The sequence below is a fragment of the Micromonospora rubida genome, from assembly GCF_009908295.1.
Classification (GTDB): Bacteria; Actinomycetota; Actinomycetes; order Mycobacteriales; family Micromonosporaceae; genus Micromonospora; species Micromonospora rubida.
This window is the reverse complement of sequence record NZ_JAAALO010000011.1, coordinates 12898-35030: the sequence shown is the minus strand read 5'-3', so window position 1 is coordinate 35030 and position 22133 is coordinate 12898. Positions and strand designations below refer to the sequence as shown.

Genomic DNA, 22133 nt, shown 5'->3' with positions numbered 1-22133 from the left:
CGCTACGGTGTGCGGGTGCGTGCGACGGCGAGAGGTTGGACGGCGGTCTGGTTGGTCGTACTGGCCCTGGCCCAGACAGCCGCATTCGTCGTGGTGTGGCGCGGTGCTCTGCACACCGAGCTCGGCCAGTGGGTCGACACGGTGGCGCTGACCGGCAACCGGATCGGCCAGGATACCATCGCCACCCCGGTGGACCGCATCCTCAACACCATGTCGGCCCTGTCGCTGCTGGTGGCGACCGCGGTGATCGGCTTCATCGCGCTGATCCGGCGTCGGGTCGCGCTGGCCATCACGGCCACCCTGCTGATCGCCGGGGCGAACGTGACCACCCAACTGCTCAAGCACTTCCTGGCCCGTCCCGAGTACGGCATCGACCCCGATCGGGCCGTCGCCGGCAACAGCCTGCCCAGCGGGCACACCGCCGTGGCCGCGTCGGTGGCCCTGGCGCTGATCCTGGTGCTCCCGCGTACCGTGCGGGTGCTCGGCGCGTTCGTCGGCGCCGGGTACGCGGCCGTCGCCGGGGTGGCCACCCTCTCCGCGGGCTGGCACCGCCCGAGCGATGCCATCGCGGCGTTCCTGGTGGTCGGGGCCTGGGCGGCGCTGGCCGGGCTGATGCTGCTGGTCACCCAGCGGGAACAGGCCCAGGTGGAGCCGGCCGACGCCCACCGCGTCGCCGCCGTCGTGCTCGGCGTGACCGGCGCCCTGGCCGTGGTCAGCTCCGCGCTGGCCCTGTCCTGGCTGGTCGACCTGCCCCGGGTGGATCCCGACCAGATGGGCCGCCGGTCGCTCTTCGTCGGCTACGCGGGCAGCGCCGCCGGCATCGCCGGCACGATGGCGATCGTCGCGGCGCTGTTGCTCGCCGTGGTGCACCGGCTCGTCCCCCGGATCAAGGGCTGACCCGCGCGGATCAGCGGCGGTAGGTGCCGACCATGGTGCCGCTGGCGATCTCCCGGCCGTCCAGCGCCCGGCGCAACTCCTCCACGGCGGGCGCGGCGGGCAGCTCCAGCGGTTGGTCGAGCGCGTACAGCCGGAAGAAGTAGCGGTGCGCGTCCTCACCCTGCGGCGGGTGCGGGCCACCCCAGCCGGACGCGCCGAACCCGTTCGGCCACTCCCGCCCGCCGTCGGGCACCGCGCCCTCGGCCACCCCGCCGGAGTCCGGCGTGATGCCGGTGACCAGCCAGTGCACGAACGGCTCCCGCCCCGCGTCCGGGTCCTCGACGAGCAGCACCAGCTCCCGCGCCGAGCCCGGGACGTCGGCCCACTGCAACGGCGGCGAGACGTTCCCGCCGTCGCGGGCGAAGCGTCCCGGCAACTGGTCATGATCGGTGAACGCGGTGCTGCGCAGCATGATGCCGGCCATCTCTTGGCGCCCCTCTCCTCGTCCGGGCCGCGCGTACCCGCCGGGCACGGCGCGAAACGGCCAATGAGAGGGTGACGGGGTGGTGACCATTCCGACGGTACGGGCGGCGTTCCGCGCCGAGTGCGCGACGCTGGGCGCCGTCCTGCGCGGCCTGAGCCCCGCCGACCTGGACCGGCCCACCGGATGCCCGCCCTGGGCCGTACGGGAGCTGATCGCCCACGTCAGCACCGGAGCCGGGCGCCTCACCGGCATGCTCGCCGCGCCGGCCCCCGGTGCCGCCGAGGTGGACGCCGCCGGCTACTTCGGCGCGACCAAGTTCGCCCCCGAGGTGGACCGGGCGCGGATCGACAGCGCCCGCCGGGAGGCCCGCGAACTGCCCGACCCCGCAGCGGTCGCGGCCGAGTTCGACCGAGCCTGGCAGTCCGCCGACGACGCGGTGGGTCGCCAGCCGCCCGGCTGGGTGGTCCGCACCCGGCACGGCGACGCCATGGCCCTGGCCGAGTTCCTGGTCACCCGGGTGGTGGAGGTCGGCGTGCACGGCCTCGACCTGGCCGCCGCCCTGGGCCGCGAGCCGTGGCTGACCCCGGCGGCGGCCGAGGTCACCACGGCACTACTGACCGGCGGTCGGGACGTACCGGCGGAGCTGGGCTGGGACCGGCTGGCGCTGGTCGGCAGGGCCACCGGCCGGGTGCCGCTCACCGACCGGGAACGGGCCGTGCTCGACGGCGCCGGGATGCGCCGGCTCGCCTTCGCGCGCTGAGCCGCCGCCGGGCCGGACCGCGCGTCGCCCGTAACCTCGGGCCCGGCGTCGTCTTGCCGGGACGCCCGGGCAGCGGGCAGGATCGACCGATGACGAACCGATGGGGCATGACCGTGCCGCTGGGCGGCATTGCGCTGGCCGACCACGCCGCCGTCTACGCGGCCCTGCACCGGGCGGGGTTCACCGACCTCTGGTCGTCCGAGGTGGCCGGGTCCGACGCCTTCACCCCGCTGGCGCTCGCCGCCGCGTGGCAGCCCGAGCTGCGGCTCGGCACCGCCATCGCCCCGGTCTTCACCCGAGGGCCGGGCCTGCTCGCGATGCACGCCGCCGCGCTCGCCGAGGCGGCCCCCGGCCGGTTCGCCCTGGGCCTCGGCGCGTCCTCGCCGGTGCTGGTGCGGGACTGGAACGCCGTGCCCTTCGACGAGCCGTTCAAGCGCACCCGGGACGTGCTGCGCTTCCTGCGGGCAGCCCTGGGCGGGCAGACCGTCGACGGCGCGTACGACACCTTCGCGGTGCGCCGGTTCACTTTGGAACGGCCGCCGGCCGTGCCGCCGCCGCTACTGCTGGCCGCCCTGCGCCCGGGAATGCTGCGGCTGGCCGGCGCCGAGGCCGACGGGGTGATCCTCAACTGGCTCGCCGCCGACGACGTGCCGACCGCCCTCGGCGCGCTGGGGGAGCGGCGGGACGGGTTCGAGGTGGTGGCCCGGATCTTCGTCTGCCCCACCGAGGACGCCACGCACGCCCGCGCCCTCGGCCGCCGGCTGATCACCAGCTACCTCACCGTGCCCGCGTACGCGGAGTTCCACCGCTGGCTGGGCCGGGAGGAGACGCTCGGCCCGATGTGGCGGGCCTGGGCGGCCGGCGACCGGCGCGGCGCGGGCGCCGCCGTGCCCGACGAGGTGGTCGACGCGCTGGTGCTGCACGGCTCGCCCGAGCACTGCCGCGACCAGGTGCGCCGCTACGCCGACGCCGGGGTGGACGTACCGGTGCTGGCTCTGCTGCCCACCCCCGAGCTGGCCGGTGGCGGGGCGGCGGCGCTGGGTGACCTGATCGCGCGCCTGGGCGGGGGTGAGCCGCGGTGAACCTGACCGACCGGATCGTGGTGATCACCGGCGGGGCCGGCGGCATCGGCTCCGCCCTGGCCCGCCGGTTCGCCGCCGAGGGCGCGGCCGCCGTGGTGGTGGCCGACCTCGACGCCGCCGGGGCCCGCGCCGCCGCCGAGGGCGTCGGCCCGGTCGCCCACGCCGTGCAGCTCGACGTCACCGACGAGGAGCAGGTCCGCGCGCTGGTCGCCGACACCGAGCGGCGGTACGGGCGGATCGACCTGTTCTGCGCGAACGCGGGCGTCACCTCCGGCGGCGGGATGGAGGTCGACGACGCCGGCTGGGACCGGGCCTGGCGGGTGAACGTGCTCTCCCACGTCTACGCCGCCCGCGCGGTGCTGCCGGCGATGCTGGCCCGGGGCGGCGGCTACCTGCTGCACACCTGCTCGGCGGCGGGCGTGCTGACCTCCGTCGGCGACGCCCCGTACGCCACGACCAAGCACGCCGCCGTCGGCTTCGCCGAGTGGCTCTCCATCACCTACCGGGACCAGGGCGTCCGGATCAGCGCGCTGTGCCCGCAGGGGGTGGACACCCCGATGCTCGCCGACGGGCTGGCCGCCGGCCACCTGGGCGCGCGGGTCATCGCCGCGTCCGGCGCCGTGCTCACCGCGGACCAGGTCGCCGACTCGGTGGTCGCCGGCCTCGCCGAGGAGCGCTTTCTCATCCTTCCGCACCCCGAGGTCGCCGCCTACGCCCGGCGCCGGGTGGAGGACCCGGACGGCTGGCAGTCCGGCCTGCGCAAGCTCGTCCGCCGCCTCCGTTCCTAGCCCCGCCGCCGCTCCGGCGGCAGGCCATGGTGGGCGGGTCAGCCGGCTCGACCCCGGCGAGGCCGGTAACCGTACGCTCAGGCCTGCCGATCTTCGGCGTCAAACCGGAAGGGCAGGAGGCTCATGTCCCGCAGCACTGGGCCGGTCGAGGCCTTCGCCGGCTCCGCCGCGTCACCGCCCCACGCGCTGCCGGCGCTCGACATCCTCACCGAACGGGAGCGGGAGGTGCTGCGACTGGTCGCCGCGGGCCTGACCAACGCGGAGATCGCCGAGCGGCTGGTTATCGCCGAGGCGACCGTCAAGACCCACCTGAACCGGACCATGGCCAAGCTCGACCTGGCCAGCCGGGCGCAGGCGGTGGTCTTCGCGTACGAGTCAGGGCTGGTCCGACCAGGCCGGTTAGCCCGATTGCGGGGCGGTGCCGGCGTGCACGCTTCCGCCGTAGAGCCGGGCCCGCTCGTCCATCCCGACGAGACCGTGGCCGCCCACCTGCCCGGCGGCGGCGCCCGGCCCGTCGTCGGTGATCCGGATGGTCAGCTGTCCCGGCCGGCCGGTGGAGCAGACGCCTGCAACCAGGGTGGTAGGCACCCTGGGCGGTTGCCGCTGTGGTTGCGGAAGAGGGTCAGTCACCGAGATGACGCGGCCCGTCGATACGGGAATTAGTGTCTTCGTACCGGGCCACCCCGCCCTGCGCCGGTGTCCAGGACCGTCCAGGCCCGACCGGTTCCGGCGGGAACCCACTGGCCCGCCGCCACCGTGATCAGGCCGGGGCTGGTCCTGCCGATGCCCCGGCCTGTGCCGATCGACCCCAACGCGAACACGAGGAGCTGATGTGCGCAAGAGACTGACGCCACCACGTGATGCTTTGCTTCCGGTCGTTCGATGACGGCAAGGCCGACGCTAGGTCATTGACCTATTGGGACTTCGAGGACATCGTCCCTCCCGTGCCCGGTGTCCGGTTCGATGCCTACACCATCGAAGTGACCATCGAACGGCGGGACACCAAAACCAGCGCGGACCACGTGATTTCTCGGTGGACCTGTGACCTGAAGGCTTACGTCAACGGCCCGCGGCCAGCCAACCTGCCCAGTGAGGTCTGCTGGATGCCGTGGATTGGCTACAGCTGGCAGGGCTACTGGTCAGCCGACGCGAAGGTTACCTACGACATCAACAACGATGGCAAGGGTGCCGCTACGTGGAACATCACCGGCACGCCGCTGTGGTGACTAATCCCTGACGGGGCGTTCACACTCCCCGCGTACGAGCAACTGCTGACCGCGAGCGCCACAGCGCCGAGCACCAAGCAGGTTCCGACCAAGGGCCCGGCAAAGTCGCGGGGCGTCCGATCCCGCCCGAAGTTCATCCACCCTCCGGGATTGCTCCGGAAGGTCGCCGTCACGGCGCCCCCTGCCGCCCCGCGCATCGGGCAGTCCGGGTGGCGGCCGGACGATTGCCCCCCGCCGCATCCGGTCGGGGACCTGTCTGTCGGCTCCCTTTGGAGCTGCCCCGTTTACGCGCCCGCTCCATCGGTAGCACAAACGGGGCAGCTCCAAAGGGGCGACGGAGGGTGGACCGACCCGACGGCGCGCACCCCGGCCGCGCACACCATCCTCGACCGGCTCGCCGACGAGGCCGACCCGGCGAAGACCGACCCGGCAGGGGCCGACGATGCCGGTAGCGCACGTATCCCCTGGGACCTGCCAAGCCGGAGACCCTCACGACCTTGCCGAGGCCCTGGGTTCCGACCCCGTCCGGGAAGGGGGAGTGGGTTTGGCCGGATTTCTGCACCGGCCCGATCCCAGCGCTGGGCATCGAGCGCTCAGCGGGGCCAACGCAGGGGACCGGGTCGGACCGACCAGAGGAGGCGGCCCCACCAGGGACGGCCGGCGCGCAGCGCGGCCACGTAGTCGTTGGCGGTCGCGACGGCCCGGGTGGCCTGCTCGGCGGTGGCCGTGCCCGGGGCGAAGGCCGTCCGGTTGAGCAGACCGGCCAGCTCCTCCAGCCGCGCGCCGAGATCCCCGGCGGCTGTCCCGGTTTTCGATGGCCCGGCGGCCGGGACGAAGGCGGGGGCGGCGCCGGTGGCCGGGATGAACGGGGGACCGGCGTCGGCGACGGCCCGGCCGGCATGGGCGGCGACCTCGGAGGCGGAGAGGTCGCCGCCGACCGGCCGGCCGGCCAGCCGCAGCGCGTCGGTGACCTCCCGCCAGGCGCCGGCGATCCGCTGGCCGGGGTCGCCCCGCTCCAGCCGCGCCCGGGTCCGCGCCCGGCGCATCAGCAGGAGCGTGAGCAGCCCGGCCACGACCAGTAGCAGCGTGCCGCCCGCCCCGAAGCCCACCAGCAGCGCCGTTGACGGCCCACCGGAGTCGGTCGGCCCGCCCGGCCCGGCCACCGGCTCCGGCGCCGCGGTCGGCTCGACCGTCGGCTCCGGCACCTCCGACGGGGGCGGATCCTCCGGCGTCGGGCGGAAGTCCTCCTCCACCGGGCGCGGCTCGTCGTCCGGGCGGGGCAGCGGGTCGAACGGCACCCAGCCGAGGCCGGAGAAGAGCACCTCCGGCCAGGCGTACGCGTCGCCGGCCCGGACCGGCCCGTCGCCGGTGGCACGGAAGCCCACCACCACCCGGGTCGGCAGCCCGGTCAACCGGCCCAGCAGGGCGAACGCCGCCGCGAACTGCTCGGAGGTGCCCCGCTGGCCGCCCGCGTTGCGTGGCCCGAAGAGGAAGAAGTTCAGGTTCGGGTACGCGTGCCCGCTCGGCGCGTCCGCCACCATCCGGTAGTGCTCGGCGAGGAACTGCTCGATCGCCGCCGCCCGCGCGTACGGTGCGCCGTTGTCCTCGGCGAGCTGGGTCGCGAGCCTGCGCACCGGGTCCGGCACCCCGTCGGCCACCCGCAGCACCCGGGCCACCTCGTCCCCGGCCGGCACGTCCGCCGTGCCGAGCAGGTTGTCGTCCGGCCGCTCCGCCGCCGAGGTGACCGTGTACCGCAGCCCCGGCGTCAGCCCCTCCGGCCGGATCAGCGTCCCGGTCTGCGGGTCGTACGCCACCCGGGCGCCGCTGACCTCGCGCGGGGTGGCCACCGCGGGCAACAGTCGCCCGCTCAGGTCCGCCACGGTGATCTCCTGCCGAACCGTCTCCACCGTGGCCCCCGGGGCGGGCTCGGCCGCCGGCAGGATCCGCCCGGCGTTGCGGTACGTCGCCCCGACCCGCCAGGTCACCCCGTCGTAGTCGCTGAGCACCGCGAGCCGGATCCGCACCGACCGGCCCTCGGCGCCGCTGCCCGGCCCGGTCCCGTCGCCCGGCCTGTCACCGCCGCCCGGTGCGGCGTCCCCGCTCGGCGAGGCACCCCCGCCCGGCCGGGTGCCGCTCGCCGGGCCGGGCGACCCGGCGGGGGTCGGCACCGGGCCCGGGTCGTCGGCCGGGGCGCCGGGGCGGCGTGTCGTCACGTCCAGCAGCTTCTGCCGCGGGTTCAACGCCCAGCCGGAGATGCGGATCAGCGGGTTCTCGTCCAGGGACTCCACCTGCGGCGGCTCCACGTACCGGCGCGGGTCCACCGGCCGGTCGTCGATCCGGCCCGCCACCATCGGGCCGAGCAGGGCGGCCAGGCCCACCACCACGACCAGCCCGGCGGCGGTGGTGGCGGCGAGGCGTACCCGCACCGCCGCCCGCACCCCGGGAGCCAGCCCGGCGGTCGGGTCCGGCCCCGACGGGCCCGGCCCTCGGGACGGCACGGCCAGCCCGACCGCGGCGACCGCAGCGAACGCCACCGTCGGCCAGATCGCCGGGTCCGCGTTCGGCCCGACCACGTACAGCGCGCCGGCGTAGAGCAGCGCCGGTGGGAGAAAGCCCAGCAGCACCCGGCCGGCCCGCAGCACCACCTCCGCCGCCGCCAGCCCGGCCAGCCACGCCGCGACCAGCGGCACCAGCACCGTGTCCGGGGCCGGCTCGACCGGGATCATCGCGGTCAGCAGCCGGGGAATGCCGTTGCGCGCCGCGTCCACCGTCACCTCGGCCAGCGAGCCCGACAGCCCGGCCGCGTCGGCGGACAGCCTCAGCGACCATGCCGTGAACCCCGCCAGGCCGGCCACCGACAGTGGGGCGACCAACCAGGACGGCAGCCGCCGGGCGGCCACGCTGACCAGCACCGAACCCGCCGCCGCGCCGATCACCAACCGGGGCAGCAGGCCCCCGGCGTACACCCGGTCCAGCGCCACCCCGCCAAGCGCGACCATCGCGATCAGCGCGAGCGGAAGCGGCACCGCCCGCAGCACCCGCAACACCCTCACCACCGGCGGACCCCGTCCCACTCGGCCGCGAACGCGGCCCCGTCGACCGCGTCGACGACCACCATCCCGGTCGCGCCGGCCGGCGTCGGCTCCGCCGCCCCGAACACCCCCACCACCACCGACGGGTACGCCCCGCGCAGCACGCCGAGGTGCCCCAGGTCGCCCCGGCCGCCCGGCCCGGTGAGGAAGACCAGCGTGTCGCCGAGGCGCTGCTGACGCAGCCGGGCCGTCGCCGCGCGCAGCGCCGCACCGGCGTCCCCCGGGTCCAGCCGGACCGCGGCGAGCCGGTCCAGCGGTGGGGGCGCGGCCTCGGCCGCCCGGCTCGGCACCGTGGCGGCCGGCGGCGCGGCGGTACGGGCCCGCAGCCGGCCCACCAGCCGGGAGGACCACCGGTCCCCGGCCGACGCCGGCTGCCCGTCGTCGGTGGGCTGCTCCGGGGCCACCAGCAGCAGCGTCACCGGCAGGTCGGCGCGCAGCGCCGCCGCGACCACCGACGCCGCCGCCTCGCAGGCCGACTCGAACGACTCCGGGTCGGGGTGGGCGGCGGCCCGGTCGTCCAGCAGCACCACGATCCGGGGCAGGCTGGTGTCCACGTTCTCCCGCACCATCAGCTCACCCACCCGGGCGCTGGTGCGCCAGTGCACCCGGCGCAACTCGTCGCCGACCACGTACTCCCGCAACGAGTCGAACGTGATCGACCCGTGCGGCACCCCGTCCACCCGGCCGTCCAGGCTGCGCCCCGCCCCCCTCGGCACCGCCGTCAGCGGATGGATGCGCGGGTGCACCCACACCGGCACCGTGCCCGAGTACGGGCGGGCCAGCGCCACCAGCCCCAGCGGGTCGCGCCGGGTCACCCGCAGCGGCCCGACCGGCACCACGCCCCGCCGGTCGGTCGGCACGTCATAGCTGATCGTGGTGTCCCGACCGGGGCGCAACCGCAGCACCGGCACCGGCACCGTCCGCTCGCCGCAGCGGTCCTCGGCCAGCAGGTTCGCCGCCCGCAGCCGCCCGGCGTTGCGCACCGTCAGCACCATCCGCGCCGGCTCGCCCCGGGCCACCCGGTCCGGGTCGGCGTGCCGGGTCACCTCCAGCCGGGGCCGCCACAGCGCCACCAGCAGGGCGTACCCCACCGCGACGGCCCCCGCCGCGCCGAGCAGCGTCAACTCCGGGTACGCGAACCGGAACCCGGCGACGAGCAGCGCCACGGCGGCCACGAGCAGCCCGGCGCCCCGGGCGGTGATCCCCACGTCCGTACGGCCCGCCTCAGCCCTGAACCCGGGCCGGGGCGACCTGCCCCGACGGCAGCGGCACCGGCACCGAGGCGACCGCCTGACGCAGCACCTCGGCGGGGGTCACCCCGCGCACCTGCGCGTCCGAGGTGAGCAGCAGCCGGTGCGCGAACACCGGCTCGACCAACGCCTTGAGGTCCTCCGGCATGATCCAGCCCCGCCCGTCGATCAGCGCGTACGAGCACGCCGCCCGGGTCAGCGCGATCACCCCCCGGGGGCTCACCCCCACCCGCACCTGCGGGTGGCTGCGGGTCGCGGCGGCCAGCCGGACCGCGTACGCGTACAGCGGCTCGGCGATGTGCACCCGCCGGGCCATCTGCACCATCTCCCCGACGGTGTCGGTGTCGGCGATCGCCGACAGCGCCTCGGGGGAGCGGACCGTCGCCCCGCGCAGCACCTCCACCTCGACCGCCTCGTCGGGATAGCCGACGGAGAGCTTCACCAGGAACCGGTCGAGCTGCGCCTCCGGCAGCCGGTACGTGCCGTCCATCTCCACCGGGTTCTGCGTCGCCACCACCAGGAACGGCTGCGGCACCGGGTGCCGGACCCCGTCCACGGTGACCGTGCGCTCCTCCATGACCTCCAGCAGCGCCGACTGGGTCTTCGGCGACGCCCGGTTGATCTCGTCGGCGATGACGATGTTGGCGAACACCGGCCCCGGGTGGAACTCGAAGCCCCGGGTGGCCTGGTTGAAGATGGTCACCCCGGACACGTCCGAGGGCAGCAGGTCCGGGGTGAACTGGATGCGCCGCCACCGCCCCTTGACGGTGGCGGCGATCGCCCGGGCCAGGGTGGTCTTGCCGACCCCCGGCACGTCCTCCAGCAGCACGTGCCCCTGCGCGAACAGCGCCGTCAGCGCGAGCCGGACCACCTGCGGCTTGCCCAGCACCACCGAGTTGACGTTCTCCGCCAGCCGGGCGGCGAGGGCGGCGAAGCCCTGCACCTCCGGCTGGGTGAGCGGTTCGTTGGTGGTCACGGTGGTGCTCCTTGCCTGGTGGCGCGGTCAGCAGGTGGGCAGGACGTTGATGTTGTCCCCGCCCTCGAGGTTGAGCCAGGCCCACGGGATGTAGTTCTTCCCGCCGAACTCGACCTGCACCCACCAGGTGCTCTGCTTCTGATTGTTGTAGATCCAGGAGTCGACGTTCTCGCCCTGCTTGCGGCAGTACGCCTTCAGCCGCCGGCCCGGCTTGGCCCAGCCGGCCTGCTGGTCGTTGTCCTGCCGGGTCACCCGGAAGACCTCGTTGCCGTTGCGGCCGTCGACCTCCTTGTCGCAGTACGTCCGCTGATCGCCGTCGGGACCGTTGTTGCAGGTCGCGATCCCGTACAGCGCGTCGGTGCCCTGGGCCCGCGTCACGGTGTCCTTGCCGGCGGCGTTGCTCGCCGTCACCGTCGCCGTGTACGCCGTCCCCGGCGTCAGGCCGGACACGGTCGCGCTGGCGCAGTTCCCCGCCTGCACCGGCGCCTCGCCCGGGACGCTGACCGTGCAGTTCGCCTTCCCGCCCCCGGCGTCCACGGTGAAGGTGACCGTGACCGCCGTGGCCGTCGCCGACGAGCCGGTGACGGTGATCCGGGGCTGGGCGACCGTACGGGCGGTGGCGGTGGCCTCCGGGCCCGGGCCGGCCTCGTTGACGGCCTTCACCTTCACGGTGACGTTCTGCCCGTCGCCCAGGCCGTTCACGGTGGCCCGGGTGTCGGTCACCTCGCTGGCCCGGCCGCCCACGTCCACCAGGTACCTCGTCACCGGCCGGCCGTTGGCCGGCGCCGGGGACCACTGCACCGCGACGGTGCCCGGCTGGTCCGCCACCGTCGACGCCCGCAGGTCAACCGGCTGGCCGGGCGCCGCGAACGGCACCACGCTGTTGCTCACCGGGGACGCCGTCGACCCGGCGCCCCGGTCGTTGACCGCGACGACGGTGAACGCGTACTGCGTGCCGTACTCCAGCTCGCCGGCCGGCACCACCAGCTCCGTCTTCGCCGACTCGCCCACCGGGGCGTTCGCGCCGGCCGAGGCCGCCGTCACCGCGTACTTCGCGATGGTGTTGCCCTGACCGTTGGCGGCCGGCCACTTGACCAGCACCGTGCCGTCCGGCCGGGCCTCGGCCGTGACGCTGGCCGGCGGGTCCGGCACGGCCGCAGTCGGGGTGACCGGGTTGCTGGCCCGGGCCGGGCCGTCGCCCTTGGCGTTCACCGCGTGCACCGAGAACCGGTACGTCTCGCCGTTGGTCAGACCGGTGATCTCCACCGACCGCTGGTTGGCCCCCACCTCCCGGCGCTGGCCGTCGCCCTCCACCACGTACCGGATGATCTCCGCGCCGTTCGCGGCGGCCGGCTGCCAGCTCACCCGGGCCTGCGCGTTGCCGGCCGACGCGGTGACGCTGCGCGGCGCGCTCGGCTTGCCCACCTTCGGCTTCTTCGGCGGGGGCGGCGGCGGGGGCACCGGCGGCGGGTCGCCGCCGAGCACGTCGTTGGCGTACTTGTTGACCTCGCGGACCTGGTGCTTGTCGTCGACCACCCGGGCCGTCGACGAGTCCGGCGCGTTGATGAACAGGCGGTTCTCCCGCACCTCCAGCTCCAGTGGGCCCGTCGAGCCCTTGCCGCCGATCGTGTCGACGAGCTGCCCGTTGGCGTCGAAGGAGTACACGGTGCCGGTGGTCTCGTCGGCGCAGTAGTAGCGGCCCGCCCAGGCCACCGCCGGGCTGAGTTCGGCGCCCCGGCCCGGCACGGTGAACGCGCGCTCCTCGCCGCCTGCGCCGACCACGTGCACCGTCCGGTCACCGGACACCGTCACCGGCACCTTCGGCCCGCTGGTCCGCGCCGGCAGGGCACCCGGCCCGGCGATCGTCAGCGGCGGCGTCCGGCTGACCTTGCCGCCCTGCACCCGCACCAGCTCGCCCGACGTGCGGTCGAGCACCGCCACCCCGTCGTCCAGCGTGGAGACGACCAGCTCGTGGCTGGGCTCGGCGACCTCGTACGTCTCGACCTTCTTCGGGCTGACGCCGGCACCGGCCGGCGCGGCCGAGCCCGGCTCGGACGGCAGCTCCGCCGCCGTGACCGCGGAGACGGTGCCCTCCGCCGGGACGGCGATCCAGAGCCGACCCTCCCCGTCGAACGCCCCGCCGGTGATGCCCGGTGGATAGCGCACCGGCTCGCCGACCGGTGCCAGCGAGCGCGGGTCGAGCTGTCGGACGATGCCCTGCACGGCGTCCACCACGAACGCGGCGTCCTTGTGCAGCGCGACGTTGACGCCCAGGCCGGGGGTGGTCCGGGTGGTGGCGGTGATCTGGAGGGTGGCCAGGTCCAGCGAGCTGACCTGTCCCGTGTTCAGGTCACGCAGGACCAGCAGCCGGTCGGTCTGGATGACCTGCATCGGGTGCCGACGGGCATCGGGGATCTCCACCCGGGTGTCTACCCGAGCGGTGATGCCGTTGACCCGGGCCATCTCGCTGCGCGCCGCGCTCCACAGCCAGCTGCTGGCGTCGTAGTTGGCCACCGCGTTGTCGGCGGCGCCCAGCCCGAGGACGGTGAGCCCCATCGCGGCCAGCAGCGCACCCACCGTGCCGACGGTGACCAGGCCACCACGCCAGCGGGAACGACGAGCGGGGACCTCCCGCCCGGTGCTCACAGCGTCGTCGATGGTGGCCACAAGCGGCTGCCTCCCCATGTCGTCATGCCGGGCGGCGCGCCGGAGACCGGCGACCCTCCCCTGAGCCGGGTGCCATCATATGGCCACCCTGAGACAGGGGGAACCCGCACGGTCCGGCTGTGGACACCCAGCGTGTGCGGTGTGGACGACCGGTCAGCTCGGCGTCGGGGCCGGCTTCCGCTCGGTGCAGACCTGCCCGGACGTGGCGAAGGCGTCGGTCGAGTAGACCGCCAGCACGGTGAAGCAGTAGTCCACCCGCGAGTTGAGGCCGTTGACCGTGTAGCCGGTCTGCCCCGGGTCCACGGTGGCCAGCACGCCCAGCTTCTGCCCGGCCCGCCCGCCGGCCACCATGAACGGGACCGCGCCGGAGGACGGATCCGTCCAGGTGAGGCTGATCGTGCTGCTATCGTCGCGCAGCTTCAGGTCACCCGGCGGAGGGCCGCTCACCTTCGGACCGGCCGACGCCGACGCCGACGCCGGTGCCGCGCCCGGGGGAGCCGCCTTGTCGCGGCCGAACACCAGCACCGCGACGCCGACCACGATGGCCAGGACCACCAGCACCGCCACCGCGACCAGGACCACCGTCCGGCCGCGCCCGGTCCGCTTCTCCTCCTGGTACGTCGTCTGCCAGGCATCCGGCGGCGAGGGGTAGTCGTCGGCGGCCCGCCACCCGTCCCGCTCGTGCCAGGTCTGCCCCTGGCCCTGGCCCTGGCCGTGTTCGGCCGGCCTGTGCTGGGCCGACTGCTGCTCCGCCCAGTCCAGCACGGCCGGTCCCCGCTCAATCGCGTCGGAGCGGTGGTCCCGAGGCGGAGGCGGTGGCACCGGGAGCGGAGGCGGGGGGATCGGGGGCGGCGGCGGTGGGACCGGGGGCCGCGCGGCGGCGGACGCGTCGGGCCGCGGCACCGACGGCTCCGGGTCGGGTGACTGCGGCGGCGGGGGTGTGGGCGCGGTGCCGGTCACCGGCTCCCCGCCGGCGTACGGCGCGCCCAACTCCTCGGCGGGACGGTCGGACCCGTCTCGTGGGTGCGGGGCCGCGTCGGGGTCGACGGCCGAAGCCAGCGGCTGCGGCGGGGCGACGCTGCTCCATGGCGGCGCCGTCATTCCCCAGGGCGGCACCGGTGCCCCGCTCACCGGCGGACCGCTGACCGGGGGCGCGCTGAAGGGCGTGGCACTGACCGGCGGGCTGCTTACTGGCGGTGCGCTGTATGGCGGTGCGCTGGAGGGGGTGGCGCTGATCGGCGGTGCGTTGTACTGCGGCGCGCTGACCGGCGGCGCGCTGAATGGCGTGCCGCTCACGGGCGGTGCGCTGTATGGCGTACCGCTCACGGGCGGTGCGCTGTATGGCGTACCGCTGATCGGTGCTCCGCTCACGGGCGGAGTTGTAAACGGTGCGACGCCCACTGGTGGCCCGGCCGGGGGCGGCACGCTGCCCGGTATGCCGCCCACGGGTGGCCCACTGGCCGGTCGTGCGGCCGTGGGGGGTTTGTTGACCGGGATGGCAGGGGGACCGCTCGCGGCCGGTGCGCTGACCGGGGCGTCGGTCACTGACGGAGCACCGCTCGCCGCAGCCGCCGGGCCGCCGCTGACCGGCCCGGCCCGCGTACCGGCCGCGCGGGCGGCCTCCTCCCGCAGCAACGCGTCGATCTGCCGTACCTGAATGGTCGGCTTGTCCCAACCCGGCGCCGGGACTGGCGGCGATGCCGGCTGCGGTGGCGGGCCGACGGGTGGGCGCGGCGCGGGCACTGCCTGCGGCATGGCCGGTGCGGGTGGCGGCGGGGCGGACGTGGGCTGGGTGCCGCTCGACGGGGGGTGCGGCACCCCCGGGGAGGCCGATCCGAGCGGAGTCGGCGGCTGGGGTGGTGTGACCGGTCCGGTGTGCGGATACGGCGCGGCCGGCGGTGGGGGGAGGGCCTGACGCGGCGGCCCGGGGTGGGCGCTGGGGGCCGGCGGTGGGGGAGCCGGGGGTCGGGATGCCTGCGGCGCGGCGACCTGGGACGGGGCCCACGAGGAGCCCGCCTGCTGGGTCGGCATGCCAGCCGGCGTGGTGGGCGGGGGAGCGGAAAGCCGGGGCCCGGGCGCGTGCCCCTGCGTCCCAGGTACAGGGGGCGACTCGGGACGACGCGGTGCCGGCGCCGGTGCCTGGGCCCGGGCTGGCGGTGGGGCCGGAGCACGAGGCGGAGGTGGGATGGGCGGCGGGAACTGCTGGGGCGGCACCGGAATCTCGGGCGGCGGCGGAAAATGATGCTGCGTCACCGGGACCGCCGGTGGAGTTGGCGACTGCCGGGGCGGGGCGGACACCGGAGGCGGGGGCGGCGCGGCACCCGGGCGGGGCGCGGCCTGCGCCTGCCTCTGCGGCGGTAGTACCGGCACCGGTGCGAGGGAAATGGTCTGACCGTCGAGCTTCGGGGGGCCAAGCGGGGGGATGGGCGGGCCGTGCTGGGGGGCCGGCTGACTGGGCTGGGGGGCCGTCGGGTGGTGCGGGGCGGCGGAGGGGTTGGGCTGAGGAACGGGGGCCGCCCCGGGCGCGGCGGCGCCGAGGTATTGCCGCGCCTCGCGTACCGCCGGATGGTCCGCGCCGAGCACGGCGGGCCCGGCGCTGGCGATGCGCGAGTAGTGGCGGCGGGCCTCGTGCCGGTTGCCCAGTTCCTCGGAGACCGAGGCGAGGTCGAGGGAGAGCGCGAGCATCAGCGGGTCGGCGGGATGCCATCGGCGCTCGCCGGCCGCGAGGCACTCCTCCAGTACGCGCCGCGCGGCGGCAGGGTCGTCGGCCTCGCGGTGCAGGCGGGCCAGGAGGTGTGCGCAGCGCAGCACCTCCGGATGGTCCTCGCCGTAGCTGGCCCGGATCGGTCCGAGCGCGTCGGCCAGTAGCCGACGCGCGCCGGCGATGTCGCCGGCGGCGCGTTGGGCCAGCGTCCGATGCTGGAGGGCGGCCAAGGGAGAGGGCTGTGACACGTCAGTCATGCTGCCCGGAGAGGGGGGTTCGACGCCACCCGCCCTGCCGGCCATGATCGAGTCGGCCTACCCCAGTCGGTTCTTTCAGCCCCCTGAGCTGCGCAAACGGGCCGGTGGGAAGGTGATGTGCATGATCCACCGCCGCCGTGTACAGTAATGCCCCGTGCGGCCCTCCGGGTCGGTGAACGGGTGGCGAAGCCGCCCAGGCCGACAGGGTAGGCTGAACGAGTAGGTCCGGGTGGCGGAATGGCAGACGCGCTAGCTTGAGGTGCTAGTGCCCGTAAAGGGCGTGGGGGTTCAAGTCCCCCCTCGGACACGTTAACCCCCACGGGTGGTCTTCACGGTAGATGAAGCGTCTCGGTGGGGGTTTCTGCTGTCCTGCGCTGGTGCGGGATCGCGGGTAGTCGATGCGCGGTGGCCGCCTCGGAGATCTTTGTGATGGTCAGTGTCCCGCCGATCGCGCAGGTGACGTGGAGCTCGTGTTCGAGTAGCGCGTCGGTGACCGTGTGGGGGTCGGCGGCCGGGATGCCGATCCATTCGGCGAGTTGTGTGATCGCTTTGGCTTCGTGGATGTAGACGTTGCGCGGCCGGGGCGCGTCACCTGTTGCTGCGGTGCGGTGGCCGTGGCGGCAGCGGTAGGCGGCGTGCTTGTTGACCCAGTGGGCGTCGAGGATCCGTCCGCATTCCTGGCAGCGGATCAGCCCGGTGAGCAGGTAGCGCCCGCTCGCGCCGTCGGCCGGTGCGGGCAGGGCGTTGGCCTGTTGGGCGGCGACGAAGTCGTGCTCGCTGACCAGCGGCGGATGCGCGATGTCCCGGGAAATCACCCATTGCTGCATCAGGTTCCAGCGGCGTGCCTCCGACTGGCCGAGGAGATCATCGGCGGCGTCGAGTGGGCCGCGGTCGGTGTGCTGCCGGTTCCAGACCTGCCGGCCGGTGTAGCGAGGGTTGGCGAGGATCGCCGCCACCGTGCGTAGCGTCCATCCCGTGCCGCTGCGGTGCGGGTTGCGGCCGGGATCGACGCGGGACGGGCAGGGCACGTGCCGATCGTTGAGGTCGCGGGCGATTCCGGCGACGCTGCGGCCGGCGAGGCGCTGGGCGAACATCCACTGCACATGCGGTGCGGTGGACGGGTCAGGTTCCAGCCGGTGAGCCATGCGTCCCCACCTGGCGTGGGCCCGGTTCGGGTGCGGTCCTGCCGCGACCAGCCGGTACCCGTAGGGCGGGCGGCCGCCGAGATGACGGCCTTGCTCGACCACCTGGGCGCGCATCGCCGCCTTGGCCCGAAACCGCGAGCGCTGGACCTCTCGTTTCGAGTGCACACCGAGCAGGGCCAGCAGCGACAGGTGGAACTCGTTGCTGGCGTCGACCGGTCCGTTGAGTTCGGGCAGCCACAGCTGCACGCCGTACAGGTTGAACAGCGGCGCGAGGTCGCGGAACTGGTTGCCGTAGAACGCTCGCTCGAACTCTCCCACGACCACCGCGTCGAACCCCCGGCCAGGGTCCGCGAGAGCTGCCAGTAGTCGTGCGGCTTGCGGGCGACGCGTCCAGGGCACCTGACGGGACTCGCCGACGTCGAAGAACTCGGCGACGATTACGCCCCGGCCGTCGATCACGTCCTCGGCGAAGTCGCGTTGCCACCGCGCCGACGACAACCGGTCCTGGAACTCCCGCGTCGACATCCGGCCGTAGAACGCGAACGGGATACCCAGCGGCTTTGATGTTGCCTGGTACCGCGTCCGGGGGCGGCCCCGCCGGGGCGGCTGCCGCATCCACCAGCCGAGCAGGTCAGGGCCGTCGAGTTCCGGCGCGTACTGCATCAGGACCTCCCACACCGAGGCTTACGGTCAGCCCTCGGTATGGATGGACAACGATGTAGTGGTTTGTTGGACTCGGCCACTCACCGCACCCGTCGGCGCGGAGGAGGGGTCGAAGCTATTACTCGCCTGGCGTGGTGCCGATGTCGGCCGTGTGTCGGCATCCCCGCCCGAACTTGGTGGAGTCCTCTCTCCACCGAAGTGGGAGTAGCTCACGCGCCACCGTCTGGCGTATGCCCTGAGCCAGGTCGGCCAGGTCCGGGGGAAGGAGCCGGCCACGGATCTCGTGTGTCACGACCAGCAGGCCGAGCAGCTCGGGATCCTGGGCCAACTCGCCGAACGATTCGTCAACTCGCTCGATCTCGGCTGCCAGCTCACGGTCGGAGAGCAGGTGCTTGTCGTCGGTCTCCCGTTCGTGAGGGGCGCGGGAACCGGAGACGATCAGCAGGTCGATCACGGGACCATGCCGTCGCTCGAGTTCCAGTGTCACCTCGTACGCGACGATCGCACCCAGGCTGTGTCCGAACAGGACCATCGGCGATCCGGTGAGCGGGTCGAGCGCGTCGGCGATTGGCCCGGCCAACTGCTCGATGGAGGTCGCCGGTGGCTCCCGGAGCCGGTCCTGCCGGCCGGGATACTGCACCGCGTAGACGCCGGTGTCGTCTGGCACGCCGTCCTGCCAGGTGCGGTAGGCCTGAGCTGTCCCGCCTGCATGCGGCAGACAAACCAGGCGACGCGCAGGAACCGCCGGGCCGGGCGACGACCGCAGCCATCGGTCGGAAGATCGCGATCTGCCGGTGATCATATTTTCGCCTTCCCGTGTCTGGGCGAGGCCGAGTAGACCGGTAGTTGCTACATCGTTTCTATAGGTTGCCCGGGTCGAGAGGCGGTTGCGCACGAAGGAGCCCGAGGGCGGCGACGGGGGTGCGCATCCCTCGGGCTCCAGCAGAAGGGCCTCGCTTACCTATTGCGCGGGCGCATCACGTTCCAGGTCACGAAGGCGCTCGCGGCCGTCGCCATAACCAGGCTGCCGAGGACGGCCCAGGTAAGGGTGCCCCCGTTGAGGTGCACAGTTACCTGGGTCCCTGTCTCAGCGCTCAGGCCCGAGGCGACGCCGGCCAGCGCTGGCAGGGTGGCGAGCAGACCCAGCACCGAGCCGATGAGCACCAGCAGCCCGGTCTCGCTGACGGCGAGGTCGAGCAGCTGCCGCCGGGTGCCGCCGGCTGACTTCATCACCGCGAAGTCGGTGCGTCGCCCGTATCCCGCCATAGCCATGCTGTTGGCTACTGCCAGGCCGCTGTAGCCGACCGCGACCACCGTGAGCATCATGGCCAGGTTGTCCGTCAGTTTCGCGTCGGTGTTGTACTCCTCCAGCGCGAACTGCTCGGCGTTCTGCAACCGGGCTCCCGCGCTGAGGTGAGCCGGCGCCTGGTCGGCGGCCATGAAGATATTGTCGGTCAGGGCCGTAGGGTCATGCTCACGTACCGTGTCCCGGGAGAGTACGAACGAACCACGAGCCTGGTCGGGCGGCAGCACCTGAGCGACCCGCAACGGGGTGATGAGGCCGTCGGCGAACCGTACGGTGACCGTCGCGCCAGCCTGGACCTTCAGGAACTTCGCCATGGTTGTGTCCAGGACCGCCTCGCCCGGCCGCGACCAGCGAGGGTCTCGCGATCCGACCCCGTCGATCACGGTGTCGCCAGCGTCCGGCCGGGCTACGAACAGGCGGGTCGGCAGGGCGGCCCGGCCGACCGGGTTCTGCGTGACTGCCGCGTCACTCAGACCGGGCGCGTTGCCGGGGTCGATGAGCACCTGCCCGGCCAGTTGCTTGGTGGTCTCGGCGGGGTAGGCCATCCGCATGGTGTCGACCAGCCCACTTATCAGGACGGCGAAGCCGACCGCGACGATGACCGGGGCGGCCGTGGAGGCGGCTCGCCGGGTCGCGTTGAGCAGCTCGGCCCGGACAAGCATCGCGCCCGCGCCGGACGACCGGCGGGCGAACGGCGCCGTCGCCAGGCGTACCACCGGCCTGATGACGATCGGCGCCAGCAGCGCTGCGGCGGCGATCAGACACACCGATGTACCAATCGCCAGGTTGAGGCGGCCGTCCGCATCACCGACCGCGGTCATGAAGGCCAGCACCACACCAAGTCCGAGGATGGCCAGCCCGGCGATCCAGCGGCCCCTGCTCATCGGACGCTGCTCCGTCGCGGCGTCGAGCAGTGCCTCGATCGGTGCCACCCGGGCGGCCGAGCGGCTGGCCACCCATGCGCCCAGCACAGCCACCCCGGTGCCGACCGCGGTGGAGGCCAGCAACGGCCACGCCGAGATGATGATCCGGGAGTCGGGCGGCGTGACGTCGAGCCGATCGAGTGACGCCAGCATGGCGGGCGCGGCGAATATGCCGGCCAGACAGCCGACCACCGAGCCGAGCAGACCGACGATGGCCGCCTCACCTAGCACCATGCGGCGGATCTGGCGCGGGTCGGCGCCGATCGTTCGCAGCAGCCCGATCTCGCGGCGGCGCTGCGTCGTGGCGAGGGCCAGGGTGGCGGCGACCACGAAGATCGTGGTGAACAGGGCCATGACCGCCATCGCGCCGATCAACTGAGCGCCCAGGAACCGTTTGTGCGTGATGTAGCCGGGCTCCACGACACCTCGGGCGTCACCGGTCAGCGCGGAGCCGGCGTCGCCGACAATGCTGCCGGCCCGGTCGGCGATGTCTGAGACGGGGGATCCTCGCGGCACCAGCAGCCCGATCGTGGTTACCCCGGTGTCCCGTCGGGCGGCCTCGGCGTCGGTGAAGTAGAAGCCGTGGCCATCGGTCGTCCCGCTCACCGTGTAGGTGTGCATGCCGTCCGTGAGGCCGATCGGGAGAGCAGATCCGGCGGGCACTCCGAGATCAGTGCCGACCACCACCTCGTTGTCTGCCTGCGGCGCTCGGCCAGCGGTCAGCCGGTACGTCGCCAGCCGGGCGCTGGACCAGCCGTGTCCGGCCTCCATCGCGGCCTCGTCGGCCACTGGCTCGTCGTTGGCGAAGGCCTGCGCATAGAAGTTGCGGTCGATGATCGTCGCCTCGACGCCGTCGATCCCGTCGAACTGCCGGACCAGGTCAGCGGCTTCGCTCTCGCTCCACGGCACGCGGTCCCGGACAGCACCGGTCTGGTCCACCGCCTGGTTCGACACCACCAGAACCGGGGCGTCGGCCACTCGGGGCTGGGGCCGCGGCCGGCCCGAGTCGTAGAGGATGAAGGTGACGGCGATCAGGCCGACGCCGACGACGACGGCGAGGAAGGTGGCGAGGAAAGCCCGCCAGTGTTCGCGAATGTTGGCTGCGGCCAGCATCATGCCTCCAGCCGAGCCATCTGGGCGGCGATCCGGCTGGGCTTCGACCCGTCGGTCGGATCGAGCTCCAGGCGGTCGGCGATCCGGCCGTCCTTGAGGAAGATAACCACGTCGGCGTACGAAGCGGCGACGGGATCGTGGGTGACCATGAGGGTGGTCTGCGACTGCTGGTCGACCAGCAGTCGCAGCAGCGACAACACCTCGCGCGAGGTCTTGGTGTCGAGCGCGCCGGTCGGCTCATCGGCGACCAGCACGTCGGGCCGGGTGATCAGCGCGCGAGCCAGTGCGACCCGCTGCTGCTGACCGCCGGAGAGCTCGCTCGGCCGGTGCCCGGTGCGTTCGCCGAGGCCGACCGCGGACAGGGCCCGTGTCACTTCGGCACGGTCGGGGCGGCGGCCGGCGAAGCGCAGCGGCAGCTCCACGTTCTGCGCCGCGGTCAGAGACGCCACCAGGTTGAAGGCCTGGAACACAAAGCCGATCCGGTCCCGCCGTAGTGCTGTTCTCTGACGCTCGTCCATCCCGCTGATGTCCGCCCCGGCGACGAAGATCTGCCCCGCGCTGGGCTCGTCCAAGCCGGCAGCACACTGCAGGAGCGTGGACTTACCGGAGCCGGAGGGGCCCATGATCGCGGTGAAGGTGCCCGTCGGGAAGCCGATGGACACGCCGTCCAGCGCCTGAACCTCCTGGGTGCCTCGCTGATAGACCTTGTGCACGGCACGAAGCTCGACCGCCGTCGTCACAGACGAATGTTTTGTCGCAGTCATGCCTTGATTCGATCGTATGGACTGTGTGGCATGCACTGATCCAGGAAATAGTCTTTT

The 22133-nt window shown here is 73.9% G+C and carries 16 protein-coding genes, 1 tRNA gene and 2 pseudogenes; 8 read left to right on the top strand and 11 right to left on the bottom strand.

Annotation, left to right across the window (positions count from 1 at the left end):
• The first annotated feature begins 9 nt into the window (after positions 1-9).
• Positions 10-897: a phosphatase PAP2 family protein gene (locus tag GVV04_RS28270; protein WP_328822620.1), complete on the top strand. Its 888-nt coding sequence runs from the start codon at positions 10-12 to the stop codon at positions 895-897.
• A 10-nt stretch (positions 898-907) separates the two neighbouring features.
• On the opposite strand, the gene GVV04_RS28265 is transcribed toward GVV04_RS28270, so the two are convergent.
• Positions 908-1360, bottom strand: a complete 453-nt coding sequence (locus tag GVV04_RS28265) for a YbhB/YbcL family Raf kinase inhibitor-like protein (protein WP_161692049.1) — start codon at positions 1358-1360, stop codon at positions 908-910.
• Positions 1361-1448: 88 nt separating this feature from the next.
• Here GVV04_RS28265 and GVV04_RS28260 point away from each other — a divergent pair, with 88 nt between their 5' ends.
• The 5 genes and pseudogenes from GVV04_RS28260 to GVV04_RS28240 all read left to right on the top strand — a co-directional run bounded on the left by GVV04_RS28260 (position 1449) and on the right by GVV04_RS28240 (position 5216).
• A complete protein-coding gene (locus tag GVV04_RS28260) occupies positions 1449-2120 on the top strand; it encodes a maleylpyruvate isomerase N-terminal domain-containing protein (RefSeq protein ID WP_161692140.1) in 672 nt (223 codons plus the stop codon).
• 107 nt (positions 2121-2227) lie between these two features.
• A complete protein-coding gene (locus GVV04_RS28255) occupies positions 2228-3202 on the top strand; it encodes an LLM class F420-dependent oxidoreductase (RefSeq protein ID WP_161692139.1) in 975 nt (324 codons plus the stop codon).
• The gene (locus GVV04_RS28250) at positions 3199-3990 is read left to right on the top strand and encodes an SDR family oxidoreductase (RefSeq protein ID WP_161692048.1); all 792 of its coding nucleotides are present in this window, start codon (positions 3199-3201) and stop codon (positions 3988-3990) included. Before GVV04_RS28255 ends, GVV04_RS28250 begins: the two co-directional genes overlap by 4 nt.
• Before the next feature lie 144 nt (positions 3991-4134).
• A pseudogene (locus GVV04_RS28245) lies at positions 4135-4386 on the top strand (response regulator transcription factor); the annotation flags it as partial.
• Between the two features lie 512 nt (positions 4387-4898).
• Complete coding sequence (locus tag GVV04_RS28240; RefSeq protein ID WP_161692047.1) at positions 4899-5216, top strand: hypothetical protein; 318 nt, start codon at positions 4899-4901, stop codon at positions 5214-5216.
• 593 nt (positions 5217-5809) lie between these two features.
• Here the strand turns inward: GVV04_RS28240 and GVV04_RS28235 are convergent.
• From GVV04_RS28235 to GVV04_RS32445, 5 genes are all read right to left on the bottom strand, one after another.
• Positions 5810-8215, bottom strand: a complete 2406-nt coding sequence (locus tag GVV04_RS28235; RefSeq protein ID WP_161692138.1) for a transglutaminase domain-containing protein — start codon at positions 8213-8215, stop codon at positions 5810-5812.
• 50 nt (positions 8216-8265) lie between these two features.
• Complete coding sequence (locus GVV04_RS28230) at positions 8266-9516, bottom strand: DUF58 domain-containing protein (RefSeq protein WP_161692046.1); 1251 nt, start codon at positions 9514-9516, stop codon at positions 8266-8268.
• Positions 9517-9532: 16 nt separating this feature from the next.
• Entirely contained in the window at positions 9533-10534 is a 1002-nt protein-coding gene (locus GVV04_RS28225; RefSeq protein WP_161692045.1) for an AAA family ATPase, read from the bottom strand.
• Between the two features lie 27 nt (positions 10535-10561).
• Positions 10562-13201, bottom strand: coding sequence for a fibronectin type III domain-containing protein (locus GVV04_RS28220; RefSeq protein ID WP_407938851.1), 2640 nt, complete (start codon positions 13199-13201; stop codon positions 10562-10564).
• A 153-nt stretch (positions 13202-13354) separates the two neighbouring features.
• A complete protein-coding gene (locus GVV04_RS32445; protein ID WP_201754338.1) occupies positions 13355-13966 on the bottom strand; it encodes a fibronectin type III domain-containing protein in 612 nt (203 codons plus the stop codon).
• 184 nt (positions 13967-14150) lie between these two features.
• Here GVV04_RS32445 and GVV04_RS32440 point away from each other — a divergent pair, with 184 nt between their 5' ends.
• A complete protein-coding gene (locus GVV04_RS32440; RefSeq protein WP_201754337.1) occupies positions 14151-14858 on the top strand; it encodes a pentapeptide repeat-containing protein in 708 nt (235 codons plus the stop codon).
• A gap of 1100 nt (positions 14859-15958) precedes the next feature.
• Here the strand turns inward: GVV04_RS32440 and GVV04_RS33625 are convergent.
• Positions 15959-16162 (bottom strand): annotated as a pseudogene (locus tag GVV04_RS33625) (hypothetical protein); the annotation flags it as partial.
• Positions 16163-16385: 223 nt separating this feature from the next.
• Here GVV04_RS33625 and GVV04_RS28210 point away from each other — a divergent pair.
• Positions 16386-16469: transfer RNA gene (locus GVV04_RS28210), tRNA-Leu, on the top strand.
• 22 nt (positions 16470-16491) lie between these two features.
• On the opposite strand, the gene GVV04_RS28205 is transcribed toward GVV04_RS28210, so the two are convergent.
• The 4 genes from GVV04_RS28205 to GVV04_RS28190 all read right to left on the bottom strand — a co-directional run bounded on the left by GVV04_RS28205 (position 16492) and on the right by GVV04_RS28190 (position 22076).
• Positions 16492-17970, bottom strand: coding sequence for a recombinase family protein (locus GVV04_RS28205; protein ID WP_161692043.1), 1479 nt, complete (start codon positions 17968-17970; stop codon positions 16492-16494).
• Between the two features lie 118 nt (positions 17971-18088).
• A complete protein-coding gene (locus GVV04_RS28200) occupies positions 18089-18772 on the bottom strand; it encodes a thioesterase II family protein (protein ID WP_161692042.1) in 684 nt (227 codons plus the stop codon).
• Between the two features lie 155 nt (positions 18773-18927).
• On the bottom strand, positions 18928-21312 hold the full coding sequence (locus GVV04_RS28195) for an ABC transporter permease (protein WP_161692041.1): 2385 nt from the start codon (positions 21310-21312) through the stop codon (positions 18928-18930).
• Positions 21312-22076 carry an ABC transporter ATP-binding protein gene (locus GVV04_RS28190; RefSeq protein WP_161692137.1) on the bottom strand — a complete coding sequence of 255 codons (765 nt, stop codon included), beginning with the start codon at positions 22074-22076 and terminating at the stop codon, positions 21312-21314. The genes GVV04_RS28195 and GVV04_RS28190 overlap by 1 nt, the downstream gene beginning before the upstream one ends.
• Positions 22077-22133: the final 57 nt, after the last annotated feature.

Excerpts from the sequence above, each read along its gene's own strand:
- GVV04_RS28265 (WP_161692049.1), bottom strand. The coding sequence starts at position 1,360 with ATGGCCGGCATCATGCTGCGCAGCACCGCGTTCACCGATCATGACCAG.
- GVV04_RS28255 (WP_161692139.1), top strand. The coding sequence starts at position 2,228 with ATGACCGTGCCGCTGGGCGGCATTGCGCTGGCCGACCACGCCGCCGTC.
- GVV04_RS28235 (WP_161692138.1), bottom strand. The coding sequence starts at position 8,215 with ATGGTCGCGCTTGGCGGGGTGGCGCTGGACCGGGTGTACGCCGGGGGC.
- GVV04_RS28205 (WP_161692043.1), bottom strand. The coding sequence starts at position 17,970 with ATGCAGTACGCGCCGGAACTCGACGGCCCTGACCTGCTCGGCTGGTGG.
- GVV04_RS28200 (WP_161692042.1), bottom strand. The coding sequence starts at position 18,772 with ATGATCACCGGCAGATCGCGATCTTCCGACCGATGGCTGCGGTCGTCG.
- GVV04_RS28195 (WP_161692041.1), bottom strand. The coding sequence starts at position 21,312 with ATGCTGGCCGCAGCCAACATTCGCGAACACTGGCGGGCTTTCCTCGCC.
- GVV04_RS28190 (WP_161692137.1), bottom strand. The coding sequence starts at position 22,076 with ATGACTGCGACAAAACATTCGTCTGTGACGACGGCGGTCGAGCTTCGT.